A 17,491-nucleotide genomic window follows, 5' to 3' on the forward strand; every position below is an offset into this window, starting at 1 on the left:
GCATAATACAAACCGAAGAACCAAAATTATCGGCTGCATCTCCTATTTGTGACTTTCCCTCACATATATGTGGGCAGCAGCAGTTAAGTAGCTGGTTATAATTAAATTAAAAATGGATTTTAGGTTCGATCCCCCCTGCCCCCCTTGATCTATCCATTAGTCACATCTTTCTTAACATAAAATTTGACAAAAAGAGAAAAGTGTGCAAGATGGCTCAAGGGGGTTCTATGGGGGGACTAATTTGATGAGATAGTTTCCAAGTCTGGCTGATATCATGTAACCTTCGCAGTCCCAACCAAATAGTTTTAACACCTGGTTCACCGTCACCTTTTCTACCTAAAAACCCCCCAAGAGAAGCAATCATTCTGACCGCTTCTCGAAAGGAGGGCGGCTTTTCAGGTGGCGGACTCTTTTTATGAATAGTGGCACACAAAGATTGCCATTCATGTTCTTCCAAAAAACTTTCACAACTCTCCTCTCCGTGTAAGCGTGCTTGATAGGTTAACCAAAGTAATCTCCAAGCTACAATTGAATAGGTAGCTAAGGCCATCTCAATTCTACGACCCGTTTCTAATTGCAGTTTTTCTAATCCACAACCACTTTTTAAAACAAAATGATAGCGTTCTATTAACCAGCGATAACTATACCAGCGCACACAGGTTATCGCTGATTCAAAGCTACTAATGTCTAGGCTAGTTAAGAGGAGCCAACTGATAGGATTAACTCCAGGACGCGGATTTTCTTCTTCAGCTAAAATTACCTGTAATTTGACCGGTTGACGAGGGTTCGCTTTCGAGTGATGCTTAGGTACTTGTATTTCAAAACTGGCAAATCTAACTGTTAGTTTAGCTAGTCTAGCCTCGTGATTAGGATTGCGTTTTACTTGCACATCTAGGCTACCACAGGCTTTTATTTCTCTGATGGATTGATGTAAATATTTAGGCTCTGGATGCCCTGACTTTTGCTTGTCTTCGAGATAGTTAACTTTTCGGTTATGAGTTCCTCGGATTAATAAATGAGAGTTAGGACTTCTTGATTGGGCAAATAAATCAAATATGTCTGCCTCACAATCTCCGATTGTTACTACTTGAATTTCTTCGGGTATTTGTTGTTGTGTTTCTGACAAAGAATCTAACCATCTTTGACTTTCTTTTTCTTCGGTTTCTCTTTTTTTGCGTTGCTTGGCAATCCCTAAATTCTTTTCTTCTCTTGCCCAGACATATTGATTAATCAGTCCTAAAGGTATTCCTTGCGGTGACACTCCTAAGGTGGTATGAACTTTGAGACCAAAGGATTTTTTATAATCTAGATAACCCATTCCTTTTTTTGCTTTTTGCGTCGTAAAGTCTAAACTTGTTGTGTCTTGCACTGCCAAAACTATTGGATGTTCTTTGATTCTTTCTACTGTACTTTTGGCTTGGGCGGCAATTATATCTGAGGGGTGAAAATAGGGGGAATTCCAAAAGTCGTAGGTGGCACTCGCTGCGGCTAGATTTCCCGAAGCTTGTGGCACACTTGTACTAGGTTGACTGGCCAAGTTTTCTACGATACTGATTAACCTTTTCTTTCTTCTGGTGTCCCCTAGGTCTGCATACTGTAATTCTTGGGCTGCCCATTTCTCCATTTTTTTGCTTACCTCCACCTTAATTCCTTCTTTCAAAACTATACCTATCAATCGTTTCCCCTTTTTTTAAGTTTCTTCTCTTTTTGTTAAGAAAGATCTGACTAATGGATAGCTTATTAAGGGGGGACTAAGGGGGGATCAGAGGCAAAATCTATCTTTAATTTAATTATAACTACTTACTTATAATCTCTCTTTTTTAACAAAAAATAATTTCCCCTACATAGCTTTATTTTTGCTCAGGTTAATTTTTGGTGATTGCTATCAGATTACAACATCTGCTCGAAAACTTGACAGATGCGGGGTTGAAAGCGCTGACGGTGTTTTATTTTTAAAAAAGGGCGCGTAAATTCGAGATAGCGAGGGGATAAACCGGAAGTATCGATGACTCGAATTGATCGCAATGTGCCTAATTGTAATTCCTTTTGAACCATCAATTCGGAAATGCCGGCAGCTGCCGAACTATTCTCGATAATCGCTTTCACCATTTCTCCAGTATTTAACAGCAAAGTCACCTTTAATGTGCGTAAATCGATACTCCAATTCCGTAGCGCTTCCTCGAATCTTTGTTGAGTTCCCGATCCCGATTCTCGCATTACCCAAGGGGTTTCCACTAATTCCGGCAATTCGATCGCTTCTCTTTTATACCAGGGATGAGAACGTCCGACAATAATTAATAGGCGATCGCTGCTGACGATCTCCTGTTCTAAACAATTTGTTAAATCACTCTTGACTTCTCCCTCGATTAATGCTAGGTCAAAACGTCCGTTAGCCGTACCCAGACAGATTTCTTCCGTATTAGCTAGGGTGCAGTTGATCTTAATTGCCGGATAGCGCTCCTGAAAATCGCTAATTTTTGCCGGCAGCCAATAGTTACCAATAGTCAAACTCGATCCTAATTGTAGTTCTCCCCGTTGCAAGTCGTTAAATTCCGCCAATCCCCTTTCTGTCAAAGTTACCTGGGTAAGAATGCGTTGCGCTTCTAATTGCAGTAAACGTCCTGTTTCCGTGATCTCGATATGACGACCGACGCGATGGAATAATTTCACCCCGTATTCACTTTCTAGGGAGGCAATGGCGGCACTGACGGCCGGTTGGGTGATATATAAAGCTTCTGCTGCTTTGGTGAAGTGGAGATGTTCGGCAGTCGCTAGAAAGATTTCCAGTTGATCTAGGGTCATTCTGGCCATGGCAAGGAGTTTTTCCGTCTCTATTGGTCTTTCCATCATTTTAATTTATTAAATCAACAAGAAAGAATATTTGATTTTATTAATAGCTCTTTCTAGAGTGGAAGTAGGGCGATCGAGACCAGAAGAGCCGATTAAGAAAAAAATCCTATGACTACCATGATTACTGCCATATCTACAGCAATAGCGGCCTTTATTGCCACTAATCTCGATGACATCCTGATTTTGACGATTCTTTTTACCCAGGTCAATAAACTTTTTCGCCGTCGTCATATCGTTATCGGTCAGTATTTAGGCTTTATCCTGCTGATTTTGGCGAGTTTAACCGGCTTTTTCGGGAGTTTCTTAATTCCGGCTCAGTGGATTCGTTTTCTCGGTCTGTTACCCGTGATTTTCGGGATTCGGAGTCTCTGGCAGCGAGAGGAAACCGAGACGGATAATCCTCTGGAGGTGACTGTAGAATCAGCACCTTCTTCTCCTTTGGCGGCCTGGTTTTCCCCTCAAACCGGCGCTGTGGCGGCAATTACCATCGCCAATGGTAGTGATAATATCGGCATTTATCTGCCGCTGTTCGCTAGTAATACCTGGCCAAATTTAGTCACTATCGTCAGCGTTTTTCTCATCTTGGTGGGTGTTTGGTGTTTTACTGCTCATCAGTTGACTAAATTACCGGCGATCGCTAATTTAATTACCAGTCACGGCAGCCACTTTGTCCCCTGTGTGTTGATCGGTTTGGGTGTATTTATAATCAAGGAAAGTCTTCCCCTCGCTTTCTTGGCCCTATCCTTAAGCTATGGATGGGCGCTTTTCCAGCAGCAAGCAGAATCTATTTAATTTTTGATTCAATACAAATACATTTAAAAAGAGATTTTAGATTTTTTCCATACCATCTATAACTCAAGTGCCATAGAATAACATCATCTTCTCAAGTGCTCCCCTTGAAACGGACCCCCAGTCATCTCGATCATGTTATTTTTTCTCAAATCACCAGTGACGGAAAGCAAGACCAGCATTAAACCGAAAAAAGTCAATCCCAATCGAGTCCGCGATCATCTGGCCAATGAACGCACCTATCTGTCTTGGATGCGAACGGCGATCGCATTAATGGGTTTTGGTATGGTTATCCTGCGTTTACGGGCCTTTCATCCTCCTCTGGTTCCCCGGCCCGGTTATGGCTGGAAATTAGGCTTAATGTTTGCTTTAGTGGGTTTATTGACCGTATTTTTGACCACAGCACATTATTTTACAGTCAGACGAGATATAGATGAAGATACCTACGAACCAGCCGATCGATGGGTGGTACTATTTAGTTTAGCGATCGTCATTCTCGGTGCGGGAATTATCTATTTTGTCGCCACCAGTCCCGATCTGTTGATCGGTAGTATGATGACTTTCGAGTAAACTCTGGGGATTAGGTGGGTTGGAGTAAGCGCCAACTGACCGTGACTAGAACCGTATAAAGCAGTATTTTTAGGGCATTTTTGGGCAAATATTCCGATAATCTTGCTCCCACTACCACCCCCGGTATCCCACCTAACCAGATGGGAAGTACCAGATTCCAATCTACCGTTCCTAATCCCAGATGACCGATGGAAGTACAGGTTAAGAGGATGGACGCTTGCGATAGATCTGTACCGACTAATTTGCGAGAATCAAGGTGAAAAAAGGTCATCAAGACCAATGCAAACAAGGAACCACTGGAAATACTGGTTAAACCGACCAAATAGCCTAAAACTGCCCCTAATATCGTTGTTTTTATCTGACCGGAGCGAGTGGTTAAATCTAATTTTGGCCAGGACCAAGGGGACAAATCGGGAAAAAACAAGGAGATTAGTAGTTCTAGGGCCGCTAGGACAGTCACGATCATCAAGACAAGACCGATGATATGGGGCAACCATTGATCGAGATTGAGGGAGCTATTCTGCTGAAAATAGCGAAAACCGACTAATCCTAACAGAGAACCGGGTACACTGCCAATTACCAGCCATTTTACCACCTCTAACTCGATCGTTTGCTGTTGCCAGTGACGAACGGTGCCGACCACTTTCATCAACCCGGCCGCCACCACATCGGAACCCACTGCGGTGGTAGCGGGAACCTGAAATACAAAGATCAATAGGGGTGTAATCAAGGATGAACCACCAATTCCCGTTAATCCCACGATAATTCCGATAAAAAAGCTAAATATTGCCAATAAAGAATAGTCCATTTTTGCCTCAGTCGTCTCTCTTCTCTAGTGCGTTTCTGGTCGTTAATGGACAAAATTAGTTAATTAAGCCTTTAAAAAAGTAAAAAAGAGTAATAGTAAGCTTTTATCGCTGTTTAATCTTTTTAGTCTCCGTTTATAACCAGTAATCTCCCGAATCGAAACTTAATTTTCTTGCTATCTTGTAAAATGTAATTGTATTTTAATACGACTGCGATTAAATCATGGTTAAAATACGGTCAAACCCTATACATTTTTTGCCAGAGGATTAGCCACCGTGAGTATCATCATCGAGCAAGTATCGAAAAAATTCGGCACCTTTACCGCTTTAGACAACATCAATCTAGAGATCAAATCGAATCGTCTGGTGGCACTGCTGGGGCCGTCTGGTTCAGGAAAAACTACTCTCCTGAGAGCGATCGCAGGATTAGAACCCCCCGACACAGGCAAAATTATCATCAACGGCAAAGACACAACCCATTTAAACGTCAGAAAAAGGAATATTGGCTTTGTTTTTCAGCATTATGCGCTTTTTAAACACCTGACGGTGCGTCAGAATATCGCTTTCGGTTTAAATATTCGCAAAGCTACCCCGAACTACATTCAAAAACGAGTGGACAATCTCTTGAGTTTAATTCAATTGCAGGGATTAGGCGATCGCTATCCGGCCCAACTATCCGGGGGTCAACGTCAACGGGTTGCCCTGGCCCGGGCCTTAGCGGTGGAACCGGAAGTATTATTATTAGATGAGCCTTTTGGGGCCCTGGATGCCAAAGTTAGAAAAGAGCTACGGATTTGGTTGCGACAGTTACACGAGGAAGTCCATGTCACCAGTGTTTTCGTCACCCACGACCAAGAGGAAGCCATGGAAGTGGCCGACGAGATCGTAATTTTCAATGAGGGTAAAATCGAACAGGTGGGAACTCCCGATCGAGTGTACGATCATCCTGCCTCTGCTTTTGTGATGAGTTTTATCGGCCGGGTGAATGTTGTACCACCAACCTCGGCTGCACTGTTCGAGCAGCTTGGGGGGGGTACTAACGGAGTCAAGATTTTTATTCGTCCCCACGACCTGGAAATTCTCTCTTCTCCCAATGGGTCTAGCATTGAGGCAAAAGTCGAGCGCATTATCCATCTGGGTTGGGCCATCGATGTGGAATTAATTCTACCGGATCGCTCTCTCCTGATTGCCCATCTGAATCGAGAACAACTGGCTCAACTGCATCTCAAAGTCGGGGAGCAAGTTTATGTTCGTCCTCGGGATGCTCGCGTTTTTGCCTAAAAGTCAGCCTTATTGTTAGCACCTGACTCGAATAAAATCGTCAACATTAAAGGTCCTAATAGGTGTAGGGTCATGAATGCACACGGCTGCTGGTAGCTTCGCATCATGTCCCTACACACCCTTAGGAGTCTTATAGACCTCTTGCAAAAGTCTTAAGTCGATCCTTGTACAGCAACATTTTTGAAGATTATCAACTACTAATAAATAATTAACTGAAAGTCCCTCCCATTATTGTTTCTATCGTTTGTTTTCGGATTTATGCAAGAGGTCTTATGCAAATAATACTAAATCCGTTGAGTATAGGCTACTTATAAGCATAGGCACTCATGCAAGAGGCAAGAGGCAAAAGGGGGAATAGATAATCAGTCTTTAGTAACTGGATTTAGTATCAGCTTTTAATATAGCGTTTTTCAGTCTGCTGAGGTACAAAAGTTATGGGTTTTAGGCAAAAGGCAAGAGACAAAAGGCAAAAGGGAAGAAAAACAAGTGTACCTCACTAGCTTAGGAAACGCTATAACTAGATTTAGTATAAGGCCTTTTTGAGTTGTAAATTAAAAGCTACCAACTCCAGTCCACAAAAGGGTTCTATCCAGCGATCAAAGTTTTGCTGATCTGCTAAACTTTTGGTCGATGATACCAGTTTAGTTTTGATACCTTGACATTTAATCGGGGGAACAATGACGGTTGTTTTCATTAACAACTAATAGATAATTAAATGAATACACTGGGGGAAACATTGAAAATCTCTCCTAAAATTTTACCTTGAGCTTTACTAATCGATCGCTTGCCATTAACAATTTCTGAAACCACACCCTTAGAACCAATTTTACCAACTAAATCAGCTTGTTTCCTGTTGTTAGCTGACATTAAGTGTAATAATACTTCCTGGGGTGAAGCTGGTTCGGGTTGAGGTTGTTTGGCATCAAAATCCTTAATAATTGTCGCCATTAATTTAACCATCGCGGTTTCTTCTGGTAGTCGCTCCTGTTTACTAATTAGATTAAGGAGAAGATGACGCACTTGCTCATATTCTTCTTCATTTTCAATAATCTTGGGTTGAAATTTAGTCAACAGTTGATTATAAATATTGTCATCAAGTGCTAGAGTCATTTTTCTTTCGGTTAGACTGAACTTTTTGGGTGTGTTACTACTTAACTTAAACCAGCGATTTTAACCAACCGTACCAAGCATCTAAACCTTCTCCTGTGGTAGCGGAAACTTGAAAAACTTTCAGATTGGGATTAACCTGATAGGCGTAATCTAAACAGCGATCGAGGTTAAAATTAACATAGGGCAGTAGGTCTATTTTTGTCAAGATCATGACTTGAGAAGCGTGGAACATATAGGGATATTTAATCGGTTTATCTTCCCCTTCGGTGACGGAAAGAATGACGACTTTGGCATTTTCTCCTAAATCAAATAAAGCAGGACAAACTAGATTACCGACATTTTCGATCATGACTAAAGAATTCATCGGTGGATCGAGTTCGATTAATCCTCTCTCTACCATTGATGCTTCTAAATGACAACCTGTTCCGGTGTTAATTTGGATAACCTGACAACCGGTTTCACTAATTTTTTGAGCATCATTAGCTGTAGCTTGATCTCCCTCAATCACACTGATAGGAATAGCGGTTTTTAAATCGGCAATTGTGCGAGTTAACAGGGTAGTTTTTCCCGAACCGGGGGAAGAAACCAGATTAAGAGCAACAGTTTTTCTACCCTTCAACCAACCGCGATTTTGTGCCGCTAATAGATTATTTTTTGCCAGCAGATTTTGCTCAACTTGGAGAATATTACCATGAATTTGAGCGTGAATTTCCGCAGGATGATGGGGATGCTCATGATCGTGAGCGTGAGCGTGAGCATGATCGTGAGCGTGAGCATGATCGTGAGCATGATGGCTATGACTAATAACAGTACCATCGGCTAAAATATGTTCATGGGTTCCCGTTTGCGGATTAGTTACCGTTACTTCCGAGTTATCAGAGCAACCACAGGTTATACACATAAGGATTCTGTCTCCAACGATTTAAGATTTAATTCTTGACCCTGTAAAATGATTATATTGCGACTACCACATCGATCGCAGATTCGGTAGGGATATTCTAGTTCTAGCTCATTTCCGCAATCTTGGCACTGTCCTAAACCGGAAATTTCCAGAATCTCTAACATTGCCCCCTCTATATTAGTACCTTGACAACAGGTATCAAAACAGAAAGCGATCGATTCTGGCATAATTGCCGTTAGTTTACCAATTTCTAACACCACGCGCTTAACTTTCATTCCTCGGGAATGTTCTAAGGCAAGTTCGATAATATTTTGGGTGATTCCTAGTTCGTGCATTTTCAGTTATCAGTTATCAGTTATCAGTTATCAGGGAACAGGGAACAGGGAACAGGGAACAGGGAAATTTCAACTAAAACCCCAAAACCCCAAAACCCCAAAACCCCAAAACTCCAACTATCTGTTTTTTTAGTTTTCACTTTTTCCTTTAAAACTGTCTCCTGTCTAATTAACATATTCTCGGTAATTGTTCACCGACTAACATATCGAGAATCCTTTTAGTGCCGAAAGCGGTTTTTAAGTAAACTAAATTGGGGGGAGAAGCGACGACTTCCCCGATACAAGCGGCATTTTTACCGTCAGGATGGGAACGCATCACTGCTAAAACGCGATTTTCTGCCTCCGGAGGCACGACAAGGACTAATTTGCCCTCGTTTGCCAGATAAAGCGGTTCTAAGCCCAATAATTCGCACATTCCTCGCACTTCTTCCCGGATGGGGATCGCCGTTTCCTGCACCTCTATTCCCACCCCTGAACTTTGGGCAAATTCGTTTAAAACCGTGGCTAATCCGCCTCTAGTGGCATCCCGCATCGCTTTAACTTGTGGGCAAACGGCCAGAATTGCAGAAATTAAAGAATTCAGGGCTTGACAATCGCTTTCGATTGTGCATTGTAGGTCTAATTCGCCCCTGGCAATCAGAATGGCGGCGCCGTGATCCCCCAGAAAACCGTTAAGCAAAATGCGATCGCCAACTTGTAAATTATTCGCCCCAGAATTGATTCCGGCTGGAATTACTCCCACTCCAGAGGTATTAATAAATATTTGATCCCCTTGTCCCTTGGGAACGACTTTTGTATCCCCGGTGACGATTTTTACCGCTGCTTTTTCGGCGGCTATTTTCATGTTGGTAACGATGGTTTTTAGGGTGTCGATAGATAAACCTTCTTCGAGGATAAAACTACAACTGAGATAGAGAGGAATTGCCCCACCGACAGCCAAATCATTAACGGTTCCATTGACTGCTAAACTGCCAATATCACCCCCCGGAAAGAATAGGGGAGAAACCACATAGGAATCGGTGGTAAATGCCAAGCGATCGCCTATTTTAGCCAAATCTTTAATTTCAAATCGGGCTTGATCTTCAAGGGTTGCCAGTAGGTTATTATCAAAATTATTAACAAATATCTCATTAATTAAATCCCGCATTGCTCTGCCACCGCTGCCATGGGAGAGAGTGATATTTGTGTCGGTAATTTTTGTTTTTTTTAATTTTAAAGAAGCTGAAGGAGTGCTAGTCATAGGTGAGGTAGGAAGTTTTCATTTTGGCGAGTCGCTGGTCGATAGCAAATTAGGTTACACTTTATCTTGATCGGAAACGGTGTCATAGCTTACTGCTAGATTAGCTTAATGGGTTTCTGGTATTTCTCGCACTTTTTCTACAGTTAAGTCCAAGGCTTGAGCAATTTGTTCTACCGTTAAACCTAAAGCCAATAAACGCGGCACAGATTCTAGTTTACCTTCCAGTTTACCTTCCAGTTTACCTTCCAGTTTACCTTCTTCTCGAACGTCTTGAAAATAACGGGTTTGTTTCAGTTCATCTAAACTAAACATAGCTTCTATCTCCCGGCGACTTAGACGTGGTAATTTATAAATAAGGATCGTTTCTATTAATTGTAGGAGGTTTTGCGGTTGGGTAAATTCAGTTCGCACTCGTGTAATAAGTTGTTTGGCTGTTGCCACTGCTTGATTTTCTTTAGCAATAATTAATTTTATGGTGGCAATACCCAGGGAATCTTGATTAATATCATCTAGTTCATCTAAATAGATTCGCGTCACTCTCCCAGATGTCAATAAGTCTTGATAACGTACAATCTTATCTGATTCTACCCGACGATGGGGATAAATGACCACCCCGCGCCAATCATTGTTAAAAGCAGTTTTACTGAGATATAGGAAGATTTCAGCAAAGAAACGGCCATAAAAATTCTGATCATCTTGAAATTGCACCTCGCAGAAATAAATAGGAATGCTAGGATTGGTAATATTGGGCAAAAATACGCCATCAATACGAAAAGCTAGTTGCTTGATTTCGACGGAATCAAAGCGGTAATTCTCTGCTTCTCTGGGAGAAAGGTTGATTAATTCAAAGAAAATTGACGGATAAGATTGAAAAAGATCATAAAAAATACTGTCGGTTTTCATGCCCGGACTTGTGGTGTAAACTATGCAAAAATGTAGAGATAGAGAGTTTTCCTACTAATTAGCCTGATTATAGCAGTTATCTTTGCCAAAACCAATGCTAAAAGCCGATCCGGGAAAAGCTAAGTAGGTAGGTGTTAAAAGTTGTCAGATACCCCCCTTATCAAGGGGGCAGGGGGGATCCCCCCACCTATCGGCACCCCCCTTATCAAGGGGGGCAGGGGGGATCAGAGGCAAAATCTATCTTCAATTTAATTATAACTACTTACTTAATCGCTAAAATAACTGACAATCGATCAAGTCTGAGCATCTCCCCCTGGTCAGGGTGCTATAGCTGACAATGAGTCGCTATAATAGAATTCGCCGATCGCTAACTTCTCCCTCGGTAAAATTTCTATGACTGGAAGACTGAACAAGCTACAACAAGATTTAAAGAACATAGAAACGGAAGTGGCAAATTTAGCCGAAAGAATGCGGGAAAAATACCGAATTTATCTTGATTTACTCGGTGAATCTCTCTATAAACAGGCGATCGGAGCAGTGTATTATATCTGTACCCGTTACTATGGGGGGGAATTTCTGGCTCTCTCCCACAGCAATCGTCAGAAACTACAAGAGGAGATCAAAGCTCTAGGACAAGAGGCTAAAGCCAGTTTACAGCAATTGGGCGAGCAGAGCTTCGATCGAGGGACATTTTCAGGGGGAGGATTCTCTAAAAGTCCAGCAGAGACGAAAAATACCCCAGATTTCTTAAAACTTTTTCTAAACAAACCGGAAAATCTAGCCGCAACTGGAGAGATTAATAACCCCGATATTTTACTCCATTGTTGTCGAGTGCTGGAAAAAAACTGTATCGAGATTCTCAATCATCTCTCTAAACAAATTAATCAGCAACTACAAAAAGCTTATATTCTTCCCCCTTATCTACCCAGTCAAATTATCGATATGGCAATTCAAGCGGGAGAAGAGGGACAATCCCTAGGTGGAGGAAATAATATGTTAAACATTCTAGTGGAAGCTAAAACCCCTGAACCAGAGGAAGAAAAAGATGAAGATGAAGATGATGGGGATGGGGATGATCATGATTTTTCAAGTGGCAAAGTCACTAAAGTAACGGCGATTCATCTACGAATGGCTGAACTTGAATTTGCCGATGCGCGCTTAAGTGTCGAAAGAAATCAAATTCGCTCCCTTTGGGAACAATTAAATCGTCTAGGTAAACAATATTATCACCTTCGCAAAGAATATACTATTGCTCAAGCGGAAGCGGCGTGGCGCAGTAGTTGGTATGATTAATCAGTTATAATTAAACAGAGGTAAGCTATTAAGAATTTAAATTGCTTGTTGAGATGAGGCAAGAGGCAAGAGGCAATAGTAAAGGGATTTGGGGAGATTTAGCCAATCTAAGGATAGGCGGTTAAAATGTGTCTTAGCTTATTAGGGAAACATAATACTGGGAAATTTGGAATCAAGAGGCAATTATGAAAGGGGAAATACCCGACTGGGTGAGATTACAAAAAGCCTTATCTGTAGAAGCGGAAAAAGGTTATCCCGATCTTCAGGGAAATCAGTACCGTTTTAGCGAGTTTTTGTGTCTTAGTTTCGGGGATAATCCTCCCGTGGGAATTGCCACCAGTGAGAGAAATCGCTGGCGAGAATTAGCCCAAAAATTTGCCCAATATTCCCAATTTAATCCCAGACAAAGACAACAATTAGTCGCCGAAACTCGCAATTTTTTGCAACAATTACGGCAAACTTTAGAAGCAACCCCGACCCCAAAAGAACCAGCTGCGGCGAAAATTATTAATACCACTCCCATCACGGCAAAGGCTAATTCTCCACGGCAAGTCACCCTGGAACAACCCTTGAAATATCTAGCGGAAGTGGGAGAGAGAAAAGCCAGTCTTTTAGAAAGATTAAACCTCCACAAAGTTGAAGATTTATTATATTATTATCCCCGGGATCATGTGGATTACAGTCGTCAAGTTAATATCGCTAATTTAACCGAGGGAGAAACGGTAACTTTAGTGGGGAATGTCAAGCGCTGTAATTGTTTTAATAGCCCCAAAAATACCAAGTTAGCTATCTTTGAATTGCTCTTACAGGATCGTACTGGACAGATAAAATTAAACCGTTTTTATGCGGGAACTCGCTATAATAATCGTGCTTGGCAAGAAGGACAAAAAAAACTCTATCCCGTCGGTTCTGTGGTGGCGGTTAGTGGTTTAGTCAAAGCGGGAAAATATGGGTTAACTTTAGAAAATCCTGAATTTGAATTATTAGACAGTTCTGGGGCAAGTATTGAGTCCTTAAAAATCGGGCGTATCCTGCCGGTTTATCCCCTCACCGATGGAGTACCCGCCGACCTAATTAGGAAGGCTGTAGTCGCCGCTTTTGGGGCAGTAGAGGCGATAAAAGACCCCCTACCTTTCGGTCTAAGAAAACAATACGGATTAATCGATTTAAAAACAGCAATTACTAACATTCATTTTCCCAATAATTCCGAGATTCTCAGTCAAGCGCGACGGCGATTAGTCTTTGATGAATTCTTCTTTTTACAATTAGGTTTTCTGCGGCGGCGGCAACAGTATCGTCAGACACAGAAAAGTGCTATTTTTAGTGCTAGGGGTCAATTAATTGATCAATTTAATCAGATAATTCCCTTTCAATTAACCAATGCTCAAAAACGAGTTATTGAGGAAATTTTAGAGGATTTAGATTCTAGCACCCCGATGAATCGTCTTGTGCAGGGGGATGTGGGTTCTGGCAAAACAATTGTCGGAGTTTATGCCATTTTAGCAGCCCTACAATCCGGTTATCAAGCAGCATTAATGGCTCCCACGGAAGTTTTAGCAGAACAACATTATCGTAAGTTAGTTAGCTGGTTTAATCTCTTACATTTACCCGTAGAATTATTAACTGGTTCCACAAAAACCGCTAAACGGCGAGAAATTCACGCCCAATTAGAGACAGGAGAGTTACCACTTTTAGTGGGAACTCATGCCCTAATTCAAGATGCAGTTAATTTCCGCAAATTAGGTTTAGTTGTTATTGATGAACAGCATCGCTTTGGGGTACAACAAAGGGCAAGATTATTAAGCAAAGGAGAGTCTCCCCACGTTTTAACCATGACAGCAACACCGATTCCCCGTACTTTAGCTTTAACCCTACATGGGGATTTAGATGTGAGTCAAATTGACGAATTACCCCCCGGCAGACAACCGATTCAAACCACCGCTTTAAATGGGAATCAAAGAAGGGCTGCCTATGATTTAATTCGCCGTGAAATTGCCCAAGGCAGACAAGCTTATGTGATTTTTCCCTTGATTGAAGAATCGGAAAAATTAGATGTGAGGGCTGCGGTGGAAGAATATCAAAGTTTATCAGAAAAGATTTTTCCCAATTTTAATATCGGTTTACTCCATGGTCGCATGAGTTCCGCCGAAAAAGAGGAAATCTTAACAGCTTTTCGCGATAATATTCTACAAATTATTGTCTCAACTACGGTTATTGAAGTGGGGGTGGATGTTCCCAATGCCACGGTGATGTTAATTGAAAATGCCGAACGTTTTGGCCTTTCACAATTGCATCAATTACGGGGGCGCGTCGGCAGAGGTTCCCATCAATCCTATTGTTTACTTTTAAGTGGCAGTAATAGTGCTAATTCCCGTCAAAGATTGACGGTTTTGGAACAATCCCAAGACGGCTTTTTTATCTCGGAAATGGATATGCGATTTCGCGGTCCAGGAGAAGTTTTAGGACAACGACAATCGGGTTTACCAGATTTTGCCCTCGCTAGTTTAGTCGAGGATCAAGAGGTGTTAGTTTTGGCAAGAGATGCCGCCGAAAAAATTATGTTAGATGATCCCCATTTAATCACTTTGCCCAATTTGAAACAAGCTTTAGAAGCTAAATATCAACGGATGTTAGGAGCGGATATTTTAACTTGATTTAGATGTTCAGTGATCAGTAAACAGTAATACTAAATCCAGTTATTAAAAACTGATTATTTATTCTCCGTTTTGCAGGAGTGCCTCTCTTGATATGTAGCCCATACTCAACGGATGGCCGTATTACTTTCGATTTTATCACTCAATCCAAGCCTTTGGGGGGTAGAACCCCCCAAACCCCCCGTTGGGGGCGTGGCGCCGCCCCCAAACCCCCCGCGCATTAGTTTTTCGGTGGGATGCTTACACGCAGCCGCTGACTCATCTGTAATAATTTAGGAGTCACTGATAATTGCTGATTGTCGGTATTTCTACAAATGTGAGATGCACCCAATCAGTAAACAGTGATCAGTAATCAGTAAACAGTAATCAATAATCAGCGAAAAGACAGCAGCAAACTGGCATTTGATGAGGCTCACCTAATACATACTGCTCATTCAAAACTTAAAACTCAAATCTTATAACTGATAACTGATAACTGATAACTGATAACTGATTCAATTAACCAAATTTAATCATTTCTCGTCCTACCATCACCGGTAATTCCCCTTTTAAAATCGGAATTAATGTCTCGCGAATTCTGTCCGCATCGGGGGGGCATCCCGGCATAAAAATATCGATGGGAATGACTTGATGGACTGGCAGCACTTGATCTAATAATTCGGGAACGATACCGGGTTCTTCTGGTAGTTGAGGGGTGTTATCTCCTAACTCTAAATAAGCCCTTTTTAGCACGGGATCGGCAGTTCCTAACATATTCCGCATAGCGGGAACGTTAGCAGTCACGGCGCAATCACCAAAAGAAACGACGGTTTTGGTATTTTGACGGACTAGATGAATTAGTTCTAAATTATCCTGATTAGCGATCGCTCCTTCCACTAAACAGACATCGACATTTTCTGGATAGGTTTTCAGATCGCAGCCGACGGGACTATATACCACGTCAACTTTTTCGGCTAATTCTAACAGCCATTCGTCCAAATCGAGGAAGGACATATGGCATCCCGAACAACCGGCTAACCAGACAGTAGCGAAGCGAATTTTAGACATAATTTTAATTCCTTGTTTGTTAGGTTTTGGCAATAGTGATTACTAGCTAATAGAAAAGCGGCTGTTTACCGAGGGGCGGGTTTTTGCCTGTCTCGACAAGTTCCTGATTATCTGCAATTAAAGAAAAAAGATCGATCCCCTTCCATTCTTGCAAAAATTCACAGATTAGCTGTGGTGTCCAATTTTCACCTCTAAAAAACTTAAAATTTTTCGTGTGGACATTGAGAAAAAAATGCAAGATATTACATTGATCCTGCGCCCCGAAAATAGTCCCCTTGACTGTCCAATTATCCACACTACTGGCGTAATCCTCGATCGCCCGATCTGCCGCCGCCACAAGCTCTCGGTATTGATCACAGAATTGGCGAAGCATCTGGGGAAATCGCCCAACTTCGGCGAAAAGTTCGATCGCAGACCAAGCTAAATTGGTTGGTTGAGATTGATAATCCAGCAGGGATAGACAGCGATCCAAGGCTTGCAGAAAGATCTGTTCGAGATTTGTATCATTCATAACATTATTGATTCCCTTGACGCAGTAGGACAGACCAACCATATTGAGCTTGAGCGATTTCGTGAGCAGAAGGCTGATTCATACCCTGATTAATCACTAAATCCGATTCTAAGATTTCGTGTTGTAAAAAGACACGATCGATCGCCGTTCCCTGTCCTCGCGCCATCCTCAACCACGCCTTTGCCATATCAATACTAGGCCAAAATTCATACTGACTGACACCGCTACCGAAAGCGTAGTCCTTTGCTCGTTGAGTTTCCCGAGCAGAAATACCGCAGTAATCGGAAATCAAGGGAATATCTTCATTCATCCCCATAATCTCGTCATACAGAGCCATTTCCGCCCGCAGATACTTGGCATAAATACCTAGATGTCCCCAACGAGGGTTTTGAGAATCTACCATTTTTCGCTAACGCGTCCATTGGTGTTGAGTCCTAGCATTAACTAAAAATTCCAACTTCGATCGATCTTCCTCTTTTTCAGAAACGGCGGAACCCTTGCGGAATATCGCCCCGGTTGGACAAGCGGCAACACATTTGCCGCAGGAAGTACAGGCGGAAACGCTGCCCCAAGGCTGATCCATTCCCGCAATAATTTTATCTTTTTCGCCGCGATAAGCCAGATCCCAAACGTGCGCCCCTTCAATTTCATCACAGACTCGTACACAACGGGTACAGAGAACACAACGATTATGATCGATACCAAAAAGATGATGGGAAATATCTACTTCTCGCTTGGGAAAACGGTAGGGAAAACGACTATGATCCATACCCACTTCGATGGCTAAATCTTGCAATTCACAGTTACCATTAGCCACACAAACTGCACAAACGTGATTACCTTCAGCGAATAATAATTCCACTGTCATGCGGCGATATTCTTTTAGTTTTGGGGTATCGGTATGAACCACCATTCCTTCCGCCACTTCCGTTACACAGGCAGGTAATAATTTATTAATACCTTCAATTTCTACCAAACATAAGCGACAGGCAGCCACTTCGGAAACCCCATCGAGATGACAGAGGGCGGGAATTTTTATTCCTACCTGACTAGCGGCTGCGAGAACTCGCGAACCTGCTTCGATCGCTACATCTTTGCCATCAATGCTTAAAGTGATTACGGACATAAAAATTATTCTCCTTGAGGATAATATCCCTCTCCTTCCCATAGGCCACAATTTGTGGCCGAGGGTGGGATTTTT

18 protein-coding genes are annotated in these 17,491 nt (G+C 42.1%); 5 read left to right on the forward strand and 13 right to left on the reverse strand.

What is annotated here, in order from left to right; genetic code table 11:
* Positions 1-214 precede the first annotated feature (214 nt).
* Positions 215-1,624: an IS4-like element ISMae7 family transposase gene (locus ACQY1Y_RS11950; protein ID WP_080601601.1), complete on the reverse strand. Its 1,410-nt coding sequence runs from the start codon at positions 1,622-1,624 to the stop codon at positions 215-217.
* A gap of 266 nt (positions 1,625-1,890) precedes the next feature.
* Positions 1,891-2,811: a LysR substrate-binding domain-containing protein gene (locus ACQY1Y_RS11955; RefSeq protein ID WP_016514554.1), complete on the reverse strand. Its 921-nt coding sequence runs from the start codon at positions 2,809-2,811 to the stop codon at positions 1,891-1,893.
* A gap of 147 nt (positions 2,812-2,958) precedes the next feature.
* On the opposite strand from ACQY1Y_RS11955, the gene ACQY1Y_RS11960 reads away from it, so the two are divergent.
* Together ACQY1Y_RS11960 and ACQY1Y_RS11965 are read left to right on the forward strand one after the other, a co-directional pair.
* Positions 2,959-3,642, forward strand: a complete 684-nt coding sequence (locus ACQY1Y_RS11960) for a cadmium resistance transporter (protein WP_430012817.1) — start codon at positions 2,959-2,961, stop codon at positions 3,640-3,642.
* Between the two features lie 132 nt (positions 3,643-3,774).
* The gene (locus ACQY1Y_RS11965; RefSeq protein ID WP_002734854.1) at positions 3,775-4,209 is read left to right on the forward strand and encodes a YidH family protein; all 435 of its coding nucleotides are present in this window, start codon (positions 3,775-3,777) and stop codon (positions 4,207-4,209) included.
* A gap of 10 nt (positions 4,210-4,219) precedes the next feature.
* Here the strand turns inward: ACQY1Y_RS11965 and ACQY1Y_RS11970 are convergent, their stop codons facing one another.
* On the reverse strand, positions 4,220-5,017 hold the full coding sequence (locus ACQY1Y_RS11970) for a sulfite exporter TauE/SafE family protein (RefSeq protein WP_002752697.1): 798 nt from the start codon (positions 5,015-5,017) through the stop codon (positions 4,220-4,222).
* A gap of 274 nt (positions 5,018-5,291) precedes the next feature.
* On the opposite strand from ACQY1Y_RS11970, the gene ACQY1Y_RS11975 reads away from it, so the two are divergent.
* Positions 5,292-6,296: a sulfate/molybdate ABC transporter ATP-binding protein gene (locus tag ACQY1Y_RS11975; protein WP_130757115.1), complete on the forward strand. Its 1,005-nt coding sequence runs from the start codon at positions 5,292-5,294 to the stop codon at positions 6,294-6,296.
* A gap of 523 nt (positions 6,297-6,819) precedes the next feature.
* On the opposite strand, the gene ACQY1Y_RS11980 is transcribed toward ACQY1Y_RS11975, so the two are convergent.
* The 6 genes from ACQY1Y_RS11980 to ACQY1Y_RS12005 all read right to left on the reverse strand — a co-directional run bounded on the left by ACQY1Y_RS11980 (position 6,820) and on the right by ACQY1Y_RS12005 (position 10,785).
* Positions 6,820-6,990, reverse strand: coding sequence for a restriction endonuclease (locus ACQY1Y_RS11980; RefSeq protein WP_430012818.1), 171 nt, complete (start codon positions 6,988-6,990; stop codon positions 6,820-6,822).
* Positions 6,991-7,007: 17 nt separating this feature from the next.
* Positions 7,008-7,406: a helix-turn-helix domain-containing protein gene (locus ACQY1Y_RS11985; RefSeq protein WP_430012819.1), complete on the reverse strand. Its 399-nt coding sequence runs from the start codon at positions 7,404-7,406 to the stop codon at positions 7,008-7,010.
* Between the two features lie 46 nt (positions 7,407-7,452).
* Positions 7,453-8,307: a hydrogenase nickel incorporation protein HypB gene (gene hypB, locus ACQY1Y_RS11990; RefSeq protein ID WP_430012820.1), complete on the reverse strand. Its 855-nt coding sequence runs from the start codon at positions 8,305-8,307 to the stop codon at positions 7,453-7,455.
* Positions 8,298-8,642: a hydrogenase maturation nickel metallochaperone HypA gene (locus tag ACQY1Y_RS11995; protein WP_430012821.1), complete on the reverse strand. Its 345-nt coding sequence runs from the start codon at positions 8,640-8,642 to the stop codon at positions 8,298-8,300. The genes hypB and ACQY1Y_RS11995 overlap by 10 nt, the downstream gene beginning before the upstream one ends.
* Before the next feature lie 169 nt (positions 8,643-8,811).
* On the reverse strand, positions 8,812-9,882 hold the full coding sequence (gene hypE / locus ACQY1Y_RS12000; RefSeq protein WP_430012822.1) for a hydrogenase expression/formation protein HypE: 1,071 nt from the start codon (positions 9,880-9,882) through the stop codon (positions 8,812-8,814).
* A gap of 105 nt (positions 9,883-9,987) precedes the next feature.
* Positions 9,988-10,785, reverse strand: coding sequence for an Rpn family recombination-promoting nuclease/putative transposase (locus ACQY1Y_RS12005; RefSeq protein WP_069475229.1), 798 nt, complete (start codon positions 10,783-10,785; stop codon positions 9,988-9,990).
* 393 nt (positions 10,786-11,178) lie between these two features.
* Here ACQY1Y_RS12005 and ACQY1Y_RS12010 point away from each other — a divergent pair, with 393 nt between their 5' ends.
* The gene (locus ACQY1Y_RS12010) at positions 11,179-12,078 is read left to right on the forward strand and encodes a hypothetical protein (RefSeq protein ID WP_430012823.1); all 900 of its coding nucleotides are present in this window, start codon (positions 11,179-11,181) and stop codon (positions 12,076-12,078) included.
* Positions 12,079-12,263: 185 nt separating this feature from the next.
* Positions 12,264-14,732, forward strand: coding sequence for an ATP-dependent DNA helicase RecG (recG, locus tag ACQY1Y_RS12015; RefSeq protein ID WP_430012824.1), 2,469 nt, complete (start codon positions 12,264-12,266; stop codon positions 14,730-14,732).
* Positions 14,733-15,230: 498 nt separating this feature from the next.
* Here the strand turns inward: recG and ACQY1Y_RS12020 are convergent, their stop codons facing one another.
* From ACQY1Y_RS12020 to hoxU, 4 genes are read right to left on the reverse strand one after another with little or no spacing between them, the layout of a single operon-like run.
* Entirely contained in the window at positions 15,231-15,779 is a 549-nt protein-coding gene (locus ACQY1Y_RS12020) for an oxidoreductase (protein ID WP_002733074.1), read from the reverse strand.
* Positions 15,780-15,825: 46 nt separating this feature from the next.
* A complete protein-coding gene (locus ACQY1Y_RS12025) occupies positions 15,826-16,290 on the reverse strand; it encodes a hypothetical protein (RefSeq protein ID WP_223210955.1) in 465 nt (154 codons plus the stop codon).
* A 4-nt stretch (positions 16,291-16,294) separates the two neighbouring features.
* On the reverse strand, positions 16,295-16,693 hold the full coding sequence (locus tag ACQY1Y_RS12030; protein WP_271935334.1) for a hypothetical protein: 399 nt from the start codon (positions 16,691-16,693) through the stop codon (positions 16,295-16,297).
* Between the two features lie 6 nt (positions 16,694-16,699).
* On the reverse strand, positions 16,700-17,416 hold the full coding sequence (gene hoxU / locus ACQY1Y_RS12035) for a bidirectional hydrogenase complex protein HoxU (protein WP_002794250.1): 717 nt from the start codon (positions 17,414-17,416) through the stop codon (positions 16,700-16,702).
* Positions 17,417-17,491: the final 75 nt, after the last annotated feature.

It is taken from the genome of Microcystis ichthyoblabe FBCC-A1114 (assembly GCF_050500245.1).
In the GTDB taxonomy this organism is placed as follows: Bacteria; Cyanobacteriota; Cyanobacteriia; order Cyanobacteriales; family Microcystaceae; genus Microcystis; species Microcystis ichthyoblabe_A.